Origin of the sequence: Salinibacter altiplanensis (assembly GCF_002894645.1) — a bacterium.
Taxonomy (GTDB): domain Bacteria; phylum Bacteroidota; class Rhodothermia; order Rhodothermales; family Salinibacteraceae; genus Salinibacter; species Salinibacter altiplanensis.
This window is the reverse complement of record NZ_NCQY01000020.1, coordinates 354,162-366,432: the sequence shown is the minus strand read 5'-3', so window position 1 is coordinate 366,432 and position 12,271 is coordinate 354,162. Positions and strand designations below refer to the sequence as shown.

Genomic DNA, 12,271 nt, shown 5'->3' with positions numbered 1-12,271 from the left:
TGGGGATTGGAAGAGGTGATCAGGAAGGAACGTGTTCGCCGGTCGCCGCAGCCTCCAGCTCGCGCTTCAGGAACTCGGCGACGGCGGCCATGCCACTCAGGTCGTGCTCGTCTTCGACCTCGGGCGAGTAGTTGGTGGTGCCGTTGATGTCGTAGGTCCAGCTCTGTCCGTCGGCGTCCTCGATGAACTCGATGCCGGCAATGTCAATCTGCTCGTGGTTGAGGAAGGTCTTGTAGCGGTCGATGAGAGCGGCGGGCACGTCCTCGCGGAGGGCGAAGAGGGAATCGTCCCCGTCCACGGCGCAGCGGTCCGCGTCGGTGCGGCAGGCGTCGGCCGGGCACAGCTCGAAGCCGTCGCTGGTGTCGGACGTGATGGCGTACAGGAACTCGCCGTCCACGAACTCGCAGCGCGTGATGAACGGCTCGGCCGCCTCGATGAACTGCTGCAGGAGCGTGATGTGGGCCGGCGGCGTGGGAATATCGCCGGCGTGCACCGCCTCCTCGAACGCCTCGTGGGTGCGGAAGAGCTGCACCCCAAGTCCCTTTCCGCCCCGATTGTGCTTCGTGACGAACGGCGTGGGCATGTCCTGTGCAGCGTCCAGCAGCGCCTCTCCTCCCCCCGCGACGGCCCGTGTGGCCGGGGTCCGCAGCCCCGCTTGCTCCAGCGCGGCATGCTGCTGCACCTTGCTGATCTCCAGCTCGAAGGCGTGGGATCCGTTCACGACACGCCGCCCGTGCCGCTCCAGCCACGCGATCAGCTGGCGCGTGTGCTCGACGGCTGGGGTGTGCCCCCGCGTGTGGGAGGAGGCGCTCATGCGGTTCAGGAAAACGCCCTCGGGCGGCGTGCCGGTGACGTCGAAGTGCCCGTCGTTCACGAACCACTCCTCGTAGGGCACCCCCGCCGCGTCGAGCGCCGAGCGCAGGGGCGGCATCCAGTCTTCGTTTTCGTAGATGATGTAGGCATTCATGACGTGGGCGATGGCTCGTCGAAGGGAACAAAACTAAAAAAGCCCCCGGCAGAACCGGTGGGCAGAGGCAGCAGTGCCGACCGTTGACCACGCGGCTCACACACGACACGCGGCTCACACACGAGAGGACGGGCAGCAACAACAGTACATGTGCAGGCGGGTGAGCATTGGGGCAGGGGTAATTTGAGAAGACTACCTTCAGCTATCTTCGGGGGCTGTTTGGGTTCCTGTCCGTTACACAGACTTCAGCTTCTCGCTCTCCGGAGATGCCCCATTCCGGCCGACCGCTTCTCAGGCCCGACTTCCGTGCTGCTCCAGCACCGTGTCGGCCTGCGCCTGGATTTCGGGCCGTTGCCGAAGTGCGTGGATGGCGTCCTGGGCGTGGTGGTAGGCGTCGTTGTGGTCCACGACCCGCTCCGGGTAGTCCTTGCCCACCACACACCCGGCGGCGCGCTGCTCGATGGGCGACATCTTCCAGGGCGCATGGACATACGCAGTCGTCTCAAGGGAGGCCAGCTCCGGGACCCAGCGCCGAATGAACGTGCCGTCGGGGTCCTGCTCCCTGCCTTGCTTCACGGGATTGTAGATGCGGACGCGATTGATGCCGGTGGTTCCGGACTGCATCTGCACCTGCGGGTAATGGATCCCCGGCACGTAGTCGGCCATGAGGCCGCCGTAGGGAGGCGCAAAGCGGCGCCAGTCGAGCCAGCAGTCGTAGGCCGCGAACGAGCAGAGCATCGCCCGCATGCGGAAGTTGAGCCAGCCCGTGGTGCGGAGGCAGCGCATGCAGGCGTCGACCATGGGAAAGCCCGTGCGGCCGTGAAGCCATGTGTCGTAGAGCGCCGGGTCCCAGTCGTCGGCGCGAAGATTGTCGAAGGCGGGGATGTAGCTCTCGTTCTCGATCCGGGGAGCGTCCTCCAGCTTCTGCGTGAAGTGGCTGTGCCAGTGCAGGCGGCTGTCGAAGCTGCTCAGTCCTTTGCGTCGTGCCACGGCGGCCGGGCCCCTCTGTCCCTGGAGCTCCTCCTGCCGGCGTCGCAGCTCATAGACCACCCGCCGCAGGCTAATCGTGCCGTAGGCCAGGTGCACCGAGATCCGCGAGCACTCCGTCTGCGCGGGGGCCGGGCGCGACATGGCCCGGCGGTAGGTGCGCCCCCGTTCGCGAAGGAACGAGTCGAGGGTCCGGTGGGCCTCCGCCTCCCCAATCCGCTGAAGGGCGGCGGTCGACGGCCGGAGGCCCAGGTCGGCGTGGGACGGCATGGACCCGGGCTCTACGTTGTCGATCGGTTGGAGCGCATCGGGCGGGTGCACGAGCGGCCGATTCATGAACGACGCCCACTGGTCGGCCCATTCGTCACGGTCGTGCGGCCCGCGCACAACGCCCCGGCTCGGCACCTCCGTGAACGGGACCTCGTGGACGCGGGCCCAGTCGCGCACACGTCGATCCCGTGCGAACGTGCGCTGATTGCCGGTTTCTTCGTGGGCCCAGAGCCGAAGAGGGCCAACGGCCGCCCGCAGCGATTCGAGGACGTCCGGCATCTCGCCACAGCGCACGACTAGCGGCTGCCCTCGCTTCGCAAGACGGGCCCGGAGTTCGATGAGGGCCTCGCGGATCAGGGTCCAGTGGCGTGGGTGGTAGTCCGCCCCCGCCGCAATGGACGGCTCCGCCACGTAGAGGGGCAACACCGGTCCCCGGTCGGCGGCCTCCGCAAGAGGACGATGGTCACCGACCCGCAGGTCCCGTTTGTACCAGACAACGTGCGTGCGTGACGGCATGGATAGAAAGACGGACTGGCGTAAGTGCGACTGTTATACCGCCTCCAGCCTCCCCCGATTCTCCGAAACTCTTCCCATTCTGCAAGATCTGTCGGCGGTCCCCCGAGGACATCGTAGGACAGAGGATCACTGTCCGACCAGGGCCTTTCTGTTTGGCGACCTCCCTCCCCCGCACGTCCCTCTGACGCCGCTCTGAAGCCGGTGGACCGCCCTTCCAGATTCTCAGCCCCCCTGTCCCCCAGGGCCTAGACGCACGACGGAGGCCGTATACAGCCCCCAAAGTCCGGCGTCCCGGTGCGCCACGAGGTGGAGGTCCGTCCCCGCAAGCATCGGCCGCAGCCGCCGGTTGAAGTCCGAGACGAGCACCCGGGCCGCTGGATTGAGCGCCCGGCGCGGCAACGAGGGCGACGTGTCTGGCGGCAGAAATTTGTCGTAGATCGAGACGCGCCCACCCGGGGCCAGCACGCGGGCCGCCTCGGCCAGAACCGCCTCCGGATCCGGGAGCACCGACAGCAGCAGATGGAGCAGGACGACGTCGAACGCGTCCTCCTCAAAGGGGAGTGCGTGCGCGTCCCCGACGTGGGCATCGACTGTTAATCCGAGCGTCCGTGCCCGCGCCTCTGTACGACGCACCATCGCCGGCACCGCGTCGAGGGCTGTGATGGGCGTTTCGGGGGACAAATACCTGAGGTCCAGTCCAGTGCCGCATCCGGAAAGCAAAATGCGGGCGTTCGGAGCTGGATCGAGCCACTCGATGGCCCGCCGCCGCCCGCGCTCCATCGGCCACGCAAGCGCGTCATAGACCGGCGCATAGAGCCGATACCGGGTCCGATTCCACCAGCGTGCCCATGTTCGGGGCGGCGGCGGAAGATCCGTGGGATCCGTGGGCATATCGCGGGGCACGTCGTGCCGGCTTGATCGAACTCAGCAGGGCACTTTCAATTCAAAGGAGGCCAATTGTTCGCCGTGGCGCGCCTCCGGGTGGCCCGATCACACTTCTTCCAAGATACACTTCCCCCGTGCTCGATGATCTCGTCGTTCTGGAACTTGCCTCCGTCCTTGCCGGCCCCAGCGTCGGCCAGTTTTTCGCCGAGCTGGGGGCGACGGTGCTCAAGGTCGAAAATCCCCGCACAGACGGCGACGTAACCCGCCAGTGGCACGCGCCAAACGTCGAAGGCAATGGGCGCGAAGACCGATCGGCCTACTTCTGCTGCTGCAACCACGGGAAGCAGTCGATTGCCCTCGACCTGTCGACGGAGGCGGGGCGGACGCTCCTGCACGAGCTGGCGGAGGACGCCGACGTGGTGCTCGCCAGCTACCGGCCCGGCACGGCGGAGGCACTGGGGGCCGACTACGAGACACTATCCAGCCTCAGCCCCGATCTCGTTTACGGACACGTCACCGGCTACGGCCCCGACCGGGAGCGCGCCGGCTACGACGCCGTCATCCAGGCCGAGAGCGGCTTCATGCACATGAACGGCCCCGCGGACGGCCCGCCGACGAAGTTGCCGGTGGCCCTCATGGACGTGCTGGCGGCACACCAGCTCAAGGAGGGACTGCTGGTGGCGCTCCTGAACCGCGAGCAGGGCGGGGGCGGCGCGTACGTGCCGGTGTCGCTCTTCCAGGCAGCGGTAAGCGGCCTCGCCAACCAGGCCACCAACTGGCTCGTGGCCGGCCACAGCCCGCAGCGCATGGGCTCGGCGCACCCAAACATTGCCCCCTACGGCACGCCGTACGAGACCGCCGACGGTCCGTCCGTCGTGCTGGCGGTGGGCACCGACCCCCAATTTGCGGCCCTCTGCGACGTGCTCGGGCGGCCCGACCTGGCGGACGAGCCACGGTTCGCCACGAATGCCGACCGCGTGGCCCACCGCGACGCACTGCATGCCCTACTGGCGGACCAGATTCAGCAGTTCGACCACGATGCCCTTCTGGCAGAGCTCCACGAACGCGGCGTGCCGGTCGGAACCGTGCGCGACATGCCCGCTGTCTCTGAGCAGCCCGCAGCCGGCGCGATGGTCCTCGCCCCGGACGACGGCCCGCCCGGACTCCGGCAGGTGGCCTTTCCACACTCCAACGACGGTTCTACGTCGCTCCGCCCACCGCCCCGCTACGCCGAGCACACCGCCACAATCCTCCATGAGCAGCTTGGCTACTCTCCGGAACGGATCGATGTGCTGGAAACCGAAGGGGGCGTCCGCTGAAGCGCTCTCGCGTCTGGAGGTGCCGCGCGCCGTCTTCTGAGAGTCTATCTCTTCGCCTCCCAGGTCCGGGTCTGGTCGAAGATGTAGGTGGCGAGCTGGTCGATCGCCACGCGGTCCTGCTCCATCGTGTCCCGGTCGCGGACCGTCACCGTCTGGTCGTCGAGCGTGTCAAAGTCGACGGTGATGCAGAAGGGCGTGCCCGCCTCGTCCTGACGGCGGTAGCGCTTGCCCATCGAGCCGCGGTCGTCGTAGCGGACGTTGAAGTGCTGGTTCAGGTCGGCCTCGATGTCGCGGGCAATGTCCGGCAGGCCCTCCTTGTCCGTAAGCGGGAAGATGCCGGCGCGGACGGGTGCCACCTCGGGGTGGAACTGCAGCACCGAGCGCGTGTCGCCCTTTACCTCCTCCTCGTAGTAGGCGTCACAGAGCACCATGAAGAGCGTCCGGTCGAGGCCCGTGGAGGTCTCCACGACGTACGGCGTGTAGCGCTCCTCCTCCCACGGGTCGTAGTACGACATCTTCTTGCCCGAGTACTCCTCGTGCCGGCTCAGGTCGTAGTCGGTCCGGGAGTGGATGCCTTCCAGCTCCTTCCACCCGATCGGGAAGTCGTACTGAATGTCGACCGCCGCGTTGGCGTAGTGCGAGAGCTGGTCGTGCTCGTGGAAGCGGAGGTTCGACGGGTCGATGCCGAGGCTCTCGTGCCACGCCATTCGGCGCTCCTTCCACTGTTCGTACCAGTCGAGCTCGGTGCCCGGCTTCACGAAGTACTGCATCTCCATCTGCTCGAACTCCCGCATGCGGAAGACGAACTGGCGGGCCACGATCTCATTGCGGAACGCCTTGCCGATCTGGGCGACCCCGAACGGGACGTGGAGGCGCGCCGGCTCGCGGGCGTTGTGGAAGTTTACGAAGATGCCCTGCGCCGTTTCGGGCCGCAGAAACACCGTTTGCCCGTCCACCGGCCCCATCTCCGTCTCGAACATGAGGTTGAACTGGCGCACGTCCGTCCAGTCGAACGCGCCGGACTCGGGCGCCGGAATCTCTTCATCCATGACGATGTCGTGGAGCGCGTCGTTCATCTCGTCGCCCGCGTTGAGCGCCTCCACCAGCCGCTCATGGACCTCCTTGGCGTGCTCCTCTTCGCCCTCTTCGCGCAGGTCCCGGATGTAGTCCTCAATCAGTTCGTCGGCGCGGTAGCGGTGGCCGGAGGCCCTGTCGTCAATAAGTGGGTCATTGAAGGCCTCTGTGTGCCCGGACGCATCCCACGTCTCCGGGTGCATCATGATGGAGGCATCCAGCCCCACGATGTCGTCGTTCTGGTAGACCATCGACTGCCACCACTTCTCCTTCACGTTGCGCTTCAGCTCGACGCCCATCGGGCCGTAGTCGTAGGTGGCGCTGAGGCCGCCGTAGATCTCCGACGACTGCACGATGAAGCCGCGTTGTTTGGAGAGGGAGACGATGGTGTCGAACAGGTCGTCGCTCATGGAGTCGGTGGGCAATCGGTGAGTGCGCGCGGAGACAGGACTAGAACGGAAAGGTATCAACCGTCTTTGCTGGATGCAACGGGCGCCCGCCATTGTTCATTGATCATTGGCGAGCCGAAGCCCAAGCAGAGTAGCTTTCCCCCACCTCCTTCCTCACGAGCGCCGTCCTCCGGTTCGGGCCGTGTGAATCGATTTGGAGAGGATGGCACAGAGCTGGTCGGCTTCGTCGGTAATGTCGGAGAGCCGGTGCGCAGGAAGCAGGTCGGCCTTTCGGATAAACCGGAGCCAGGTTTTGGTCTCACGCAACTCTTTGAGACCGATGCTGAGCTTGTGGGCAAAATCGCGGCGACTTTCTGCAGCACAGCCCTCCGAATAGTTCGGCGCCGGCGAGGTCCCACTCCGCACAATTTGATCTGCTACGTGTCGTCCCATTCTTGTATCCGGCAGTGCATCCGCCACCTTCCCAACTCGCACCGCAAAGTCGATGAGGCGATCTTCCAAGTCCTCCGGCGAGAGATCATCGCTCATTGGCCCATCTTTCCATTTGAATGAACAAATGAAGAAATGCATAGATGACCAATGATCGTCTATCCAATGACGCCGCGCTCCGCCAACGACGTGTGCTGGGTGCCAGCGATGATCAGGTGGTCGTGTACCGGAATGCCCATCGTGTTGCCGGCCTCGGCGAGCTGCCGGGTGATGCGGATGTCCTCGCGACTGGGCTCGGGGTTTCCGGAGGGGTGGTTGTGGAGACAGATAACGGCGGCCGCGTCGTCGAGGATCGCCTGCTCAAAGACCCCGCGCGGCTCCACGACGCTGGAGGAGAGGCCGCCCTCGCTCACGGTGTAGTTGCCAATGATGACATTGGCCGTGTTGAGGTGAACGACCTTAAACACTTCCTTATCCAGATCACACAGGAGCGGGCCGTACACGTCCGCCACGTCGGTGGGGCAGGTCACCTGCACGCGGTCGTCCTGCTGGCGTTGGGACTCAACGCGACGCCCGGCCTCAAACGCAGCGGCCAGCTTGGTGGCCTTGGCCGGCCCCACGCCCTGCGTGCGCGTCAACTCCTTCGGCTTGCGCTGCGAGACCTCGTGCAGCGAGCCGTACAACTGGAGCAGGGCGCGCCCAAGCTCGACGGCAGAGACGGGGCCGTCGTTGGTACGGGTGCCCGACCCGAGCAGAAGTGCCAGCACCTCTGCGTCGGAGAGAACGGTGGGCCCGTGCGTCAGCAGCTTTTCGCGCGGCTGATCGGACTCATCCCACTCGTGGATCGGCACGTGGTACAGCAGGGCGGGTTCTTCCGATCCCTCAGGGGACGACGGGCCCTCGGCGGAAGCGTCAGGGGCAGAGTCGGGGGACGCCATGGGAAGCAGACACAGGACGAGAGTTTGTGTACTCCCCAGACACGTTCCCCCCCACGTTTATAACTGTCAGCCACGATGCATTCTGCCCGTGTCGGCGGACCAGCCTCGCTCCTCCGCCCCGCCGGTGCGTCCCTGGCTACTCAGGAACGAGCTCGTTCAGCAGGTGGGCGTTGGACGGGCTGTTGCGCAGGTGCCGAAGCAGGGCCTGCATCGCCTCGATCGGGGCCCGCGAGTTGAGCGCTCGGAACAGCTGGTTGTGCTTCTTGCGCCGCACCTCGCCCAGGAGCCGCTCCTCGTTCCGGGTTCCACTCTCGCGGAGGTTGACGGCCGGGAAGATGCGCTTGTCGGCCATCTCGCGGTCGAGCACGATCTCGGAGTTGCCTGTGCCCTTGAACTCCTCGAAGATGACCTCGTCCATCCGGCTTCCGGTGTCGACCAGCGCGGTCGCAATGATGGTCAGTGAGCCGCCCCCCTCAATGTTGCGCGCCGACCCGAAAATCTGGCGCGGCACCTTGAGCGCCTCCGCGTCCAGGCCCCCAGACAACGTCCGGCCGCTGCCGTCCACCCACAGGTTGAAGGTGCGCCCGAGACGAGTGAGCGAGTCGAGCAGAACGACAACGTCCTTCCCGGTCTCGACGAGCCGCTTCGCATGCTCCATCGCCAGGGTCGACACGCGAACGTGGTTGTCTTCTCCACGATCGTTGGAGGAGGCAAATACCTGCGCCTCCGTCGTGCGGCGGAAGTCGGTCACCTCCTCGGGCCGCTCATCCACCAGTAGCGAGACGAGTTCGACCTCCGGGTGGTTCTCCGTAACGCCCGCCGCGATGTCTTTTAGCAACACCGTCTTTCCGGCTCGAGGGGGCGACACAATCAGGGCCCGCTGCCCCTTCCCCAGCGGCGCAACCAGGTCGAGCACCCGCATCGACTCGTCGCCGGTTCCGGTAATCAGGTCCAGCTTTTCGTCCGGGTACACGCTCGCTCCCTGCTCGAAATCCTTGAGCTGGGCCCACTCTTCCGGGGGCAGTCCCATCACGGTATCAATCCACCCAACCTGCATGCCCCCCTTGCGGCCTGGCTTCAGGTCGCCCTCGATGACAACCCCGTCGCGAAGATTAAACTTGCCGATGAGCGGTGGCGGCATGAAGGGATCGTCCTCATCCTTCGGCAGGTCCGGCCGCAGCTCGCGCATGAAGCCGTACTTCTTTTCGCCGATGAGTTCGAGGAGCCTCCGAAATGAATCGTTGTCCTTTTCTGACATGATCGGTTCTTCGGTGAGTGATGAAGCCGACAAGCCCCGCTCCAACGGAGCGTGCCTGCCAATACGCAATGCGGTGGCGACAACGTGCCGCCCCTGAACACCAGGCATCCCACAAGCTCAGTGGGCCTTCCCCTCTCGGGGCCTTCGAGGAGACAGTTCGGCCTCGGGGCCCCCAGCGTGCGCAGGGCCAAGGACCAACTCAGCACGCGGGGATGCTGCTTACGGCCGGACGAGAATCTCCAGAGGGGAGAGCACTCGACGCCGTCCCGCTGAATTGCACGGTTGGAGGTCAGCAGTGGGACCAACATCAAAACGGATGTCCCCTGTCCATCACAGCCTTCCCGCAGGACCCGTGCCGCCGATGATGTGCCTTCAGCTCAGCCCGAAGAAGTGGGAGCAAACAGTCCTCCGCTCCTCGGTGCTCCTCTCAGACTGACATGACTCATACGAGGGCCAGCAGCCGCCAGCACCCGTAAATCGACGTGAGGGCGTAGTGCATCTCCACGCTGGTGAGAACCATTCCCGGTGCCTCCGATCCGTAGAGAACCGGGCACGGGAGGAGACTTGGCAGAAAGCCAGGAGACAAGGTGGCATTCGAAAATCGGAACGCCGCCATATACAGATGGTTTCCCGGAAGGCTGCACCACTGCTCTCTTCATCCGACGTTCGGCGTTTCTGTGACGGATTCCAATTTGAACGTCGAGGTTCGGGGAAACCCCGACGATCCCCCCGTTCTTCTGTTGCACGGCTGGGGCCGAAGCCTGCAGGACCTGCGCCCCCTCGCTCAGGCCCTCACCGACGCCTGCTGGACACACGCCGTTGACCTGCCGGGCCACGGCGCATCCCCGCCCCCTCCTGAGCCCTGGGGCGTGCCCGAGCACGCACGGCTGCTGCACGACTACATCCGGACGGAGATTCAGTCGAGTACAACCGTGGTGGGGCACTCGAATGGCGGGCGCATCGCGCTGTACATGGCCGGCACGCCGGAGCACGCCTCTGCCATCGACCGGCTCGCGCTCGTCAGCCCCTCCGGCGTTGAACCCAATCGGTCGTGGGCCTACCACGTGCGGTCGGGGCTGGCCACGGCCCTGAAGACCCCCGTCCGGGCACTCCCGTCGTCTCTCCAGGCCCCAGCCGAGGATTGGCTTCGCCATTCCCTTGCCTGGCGCCTACTCGGCTCCGCAGACTACAACGCTCAGACAGGGGTCATGCGCACAACGTTCGTCAAAACCGTGAACGACCACCTCGACGAAGAGCTGGAGCACATCCAGGTCCCCACCCTTCTGTTCTGGGGAACCGAGGACGAGGCAATCTCGCGGCGGCAAATGGAACGGATGACGGCGAAAATCGACGACTGTGGGCTCGTGGAGCTTGACGGCGCCGACCACTTCGGGCACCTCGACCAGCCAGAAACCGTCCAGGCTGGGCTCCGTCATTTCCTGGAGAACTCGTAGGGCCTCGCCCGATGCGTCTTGCACGGACGCGGCATGCCCCCGATGTTGAGTGTGGATGGATCCCAGGTTCCATGCGTCCACGGGGCCGCACCGTCTTTCCCACCCATCTTCGGCAGCATGACGAGTGCGCTTCTTTGTTTCGGCATCATCGCCACCCTGTTTGCCGGGTGGCGGGTCGGGCGCCGGGTCCGATTTTTCCTCCACATCTTCCAGCTGGAAACATACAAGTTCGGCCGGTATGGACACTGGTTGGCCGAGCACGTGCCGTCGCTGATCGTCCGTCCCTCCCATGGCGCGGGCGCCACCCTGCTCCTCGGCGGAGGACTTGCCCCGTCCGTCGTCGAGACAGGGTGGGGGATGCTCATCCTCCTCCTGGCGTGGACGGGTGCCTTCCTCTCGTCGCGCCGCTACCGAAGCGATCGGGAGAAAACGCCGCTCGCGTTCACGGACCGCATGGTGCGCCTCGTCCTCCCCACGGCCCTTCTGGCCCTTCTGCCCATCGCCGGCGGCGGGCTGTACGGATGGACGCTTGGCGTCCCGACGGGCGTGCTGTGGTACCTGGGCGGCCTCCTCCTGGCCGACCTGGGAGCGCCCGTCTGGGTGGGCCTGGGCGCAGCCCTCGTGCAGCCCGTCGAAACGGCCATCCAGAGGGGCTTCAAGCGGCAGGCCCGGCGGCGGCTCCAGGCACGCCCGGACCTCTCTGTGGTCGGCATCACGGGCTCGTACGGCAAAACGAGCACGAAAGTCATCGTTGCCGAGCTTCTCCGACAGACGTACAACGTGTACGCCACCCCGAGCTCCTACAACACGCCCATGGGGCTCTGCCTCGCCATCAACGAACACGTGAAGCCCGAGCATCAGGTCCTGGTGCTGGAGTATGGCATTCGCTACCCCGGCGATATGGACGAGCTCTGCAACATCGCCGAACCGGATGCATCGGTCGTGACCACCGTGGGGGTGGCCCACCTCGAAACGATGAAGACCCAGGACAACATCGCGGCAGAGAAGGGAGGGCTCGTGGAGCGGACGGCATCGGGCGGCCCTGCCGTTCTCAACGTAGATGATGAGCGCGTGGCCGCCATGGCCGAGCGCGCCCCCGGTCCGGTCTGGCGGGTCTCGACCGACGGACACCCCGACGCCGACATTGCGGTCCACGAGATCCAGTATGATACCGGGGGCACCGCCTTCGACGTAACGGACGACACGGGCACCACGGCAACGTTCGAGACCCAGCTCTTGGGCCGTCACAACGTGCTCAACGTGCTCCTGGCCGTCGCCGTGGGCCGCTCCATGGGACTTCGGCTCCGACAAATGGCCCATGCAATCCGGCGTGTGGAGCCCATCGAGCACCGTCTTCAGCTTCGCAGCCGGGGCGGCGTGACGATCATCGACGACGCTTTCAATTCGAACCCCGTGGGGGCCCGGAATGCGGTTGAGATTCTAGGGGAGATGGGCGAGGGTCAGCGCGTGATCGTGACGCCGGGCATGGTGGAGCTTGGCGATCGGCAATGGACCGAAAACAAACGCTTCGGCCACTTCCTCGCCCGGCCCGACCTCGACCTCGTGGTCCTGGTCGGCGAGGAGCAGACGGCCCCGATCCAGGAGGGGCTCTCAGAGGCCGGTGCTCCGGAGGAGCGAGTGAAGGTCGTCTCCTCACTTGCGGAAGCGCAGGAGGTCCTCAAACAGCAGCTCACCCCGGGCGACGTAGTGCTGTACGAAAACGATCTGCCCGACCAGTACAGCGTGTAGGGCAGTGCGGCGTGC

At 65.6% G+C, this 12,271-nt stretch carries 10 protein-coding genes; 3 read left to right on the top strand and 7 right to left on the bottom strand.

Translation table 11 applies throughout. The annotated features are described in order from the left end of the window. Positions 1 to 19: 19 nt before the first annotated feature. From B7R93_RS09040 to B7R93_RS09030, 3 genes are all read right to left on the bottom strand, one after another. Positions 20 to 967 (bottom strand): ATP-grasp domain-containing protein, encoded by a 948-nt coding sequence (locus B7R93_RS09040; protein ID WP_103020438.1) that lies wholly within the window; start codon positions 965 to 967, stop codon positions 20 to 22. A 291-nt stretch (positions 968 to 1,258) separates the two neighbouring features. Continuing rightward, complete coding sequence (locus B7R93_RS09035) at positions 1,259 to 2,740, bottom strand: FAD-binding domain-containing protein (RefSeq protein WP_232798236.1); 1,482 nt, start codon at positions 2,738 to 2,740, stop codon at positions 1,259 to 1,261. 222 nt (positions 2,741 to 2,962) lie between these two features. Beyond that, complete coding sequence (locus tag B7R93_RS09030) at positions 2,963 to 3,631, bottom strand: class I SAM-dependent methyltransferase (RefSeq protein ID WP_103020437.1); 669 nt, start codon at positions 3,629 to 3,631, stop codon at positions 2,963 to 2,965. Positions 3,632 to 3,759: 128 nt separating this feature from the next. Between B7R93_RS09030 and B7R93_RS09025 the strand changes: the two genes are divergently transcribed. Beyond that, entirely contained in the window at positions 3,760 to 4,944 is a 1,185-nt protein-coding gene (locus B7R93_RS09025; RefSeq protein ID WP_232798235.1) for a CaiB/BaiF CoA transferase family protein, read from the top strand. A 44-nt stretch (positions 4,945 to 4,988) separates the two neighbouring features. On the opposite strand, the gene B7R93_RS09020 is transcribed toward B7R93_RS09025, so the two are convergent. The 4 genes from B7R93_RS09020 to rho form a co-directional block, all read right to left on the bottom strand. Further along, complete coding sequence (locus B7R93_RS09020) at positions 4,989 to 6,428, bottom strand: glycine--tRNA ligase (RefSeq protein WP_198598644.1); 1,440 nt, start codon at positions 6,426 to 6,428, stop codon at positions 4,989 to 4,991. A 153-nt stretch (positions 6,429 to 6,581) separates the two neighbouring features. Then, complete coding sequence (locus tag B7R93_RS09015) at positions 6,582 to 6,956, bottom strand: four helix bundle protein (protein WP_103020435.1); 375 nt, start codon at positions 6,954 to 6,956, stop codon at positions 6,582 to 6,584. A 59-nt stretch (positions 6,957 to 7,015) separates the two neighbouring features. After that, a complete protein-coding gene (radC, locus tag B7R93_RS09010; RefSeq protein WP_103020434.1) occupies positions 7,016 to 7,795 on the bottom strand; it encodes a RadC family protein in 780 nt (259 codons plus the stop codon). 136 nt (positions 7,796 to 7,931) lie between these two features. Beyond that, positions 7,932 to 9,053 (bottom strand): transcription termination factor Rho, encoded by a 1,122-nt coding sequence (gene rho / locus B7R93_RS09005; protein WP_232798234.1) that lies wholly within the window; start codon positions 9,051 to 9,053, stop codon positions 7,932 to 7,934. A 677-nt stretch (positions 9,054 to 9,730) separates the two neighbouring features. On the opposite strand from rho, the gene B7R93_RS09000 reads away from it, so the two are divergent. Together B7R93_RS09000 and B7R93_RS08995 are read left to right on the top strand one after the other, a co-directional pair. Then, a complete protein-coding gene (locus B7R93_RS09000) occupies positions 9,731 to 10,507 on the top strand; it encodes an alpha/beta fold hydrolase (protein WP_103020432.1) in 777 nt (258 codons plus the stop codon). Positions 10,508 to 10,624: 117 nt separating this feature from the next. After that, the gene (locus tag B7R93_RS08995; RefSeq protein ID WP_103020431.1) at positions 10,625 to 12,256 is read left to right on the top strand and encodes a UDP-N-acetylmuramoyl-tripeptide--D-alanyl-D-alanine ligase; all 1,632 of its coding nucleotides are present in this window, start codon (positions 10,625 to 10,627) and stop codon (positions 12,254 to 12,256) included. Positions 12,257 to 12,271: the final 15 nt, after the last annotated feature.

Excerpts from the sequence above, each read along its gene's own strand:
- B7R93_RS09040 (WP_103020438.1), bottom strand. The coding sequence starts at position 967 with ATGAATGCCTACATCATCTACGAAAACGAAGACTGGATGCCGCCCCTG.
- B7R93_RS09035 (WP_232798236.1), bottom strand. The coding sequence starts at position 2,740 with ATGCCGTCACGCACGCACGTTGTCTGGTACAAACGGGACCTGCGGGTC.
- B7R93_RS09030 (WP_103020437.1), bottom strand. The coding sequence starts at position 3,631 with ATGCCCACGGATCCCACGGATCTTCCGCCGCCGCCCCGAACATGGGCA.
- B7R93_RS09020 (WP_198598644.1), bottom strand. The coding sequence starts at position 6,428 with ATGAGCGACGACCTGTTCGACACCATCGTCTCCCTCTCCAAACAACGC.
- B7R93_RS09015 (WP_103020435.1), bottom strand. The coding sequence starts at position 6,956 with ATGAGCGATGATCTCTCGCCGGAGGACTTGGAAGATCGCCTCATCGAC.
- radC (WP_103020434.1), bottom strand. The coding sequence starts at position 7,795 with ATGGCGTCCCCCGACTCTGCCCCTGACGCTTCCGCCGAGGGCCCGTCG.
- rho (WP_232798234.1), bottom strand. The coding sequence starts at position 9,053 with ATGTCAGAAAAGGACAACGATTCATTTCGGAGGCTCCTCGAACTCATC.
- B7R93_RS08995 (WP_103020431.1), top strand. The coding sequence starts at position 10,625 with ATGACGAGTGCGCTTCTTTGTTTCGGCATCATCGCCACCCTGTTTGCC.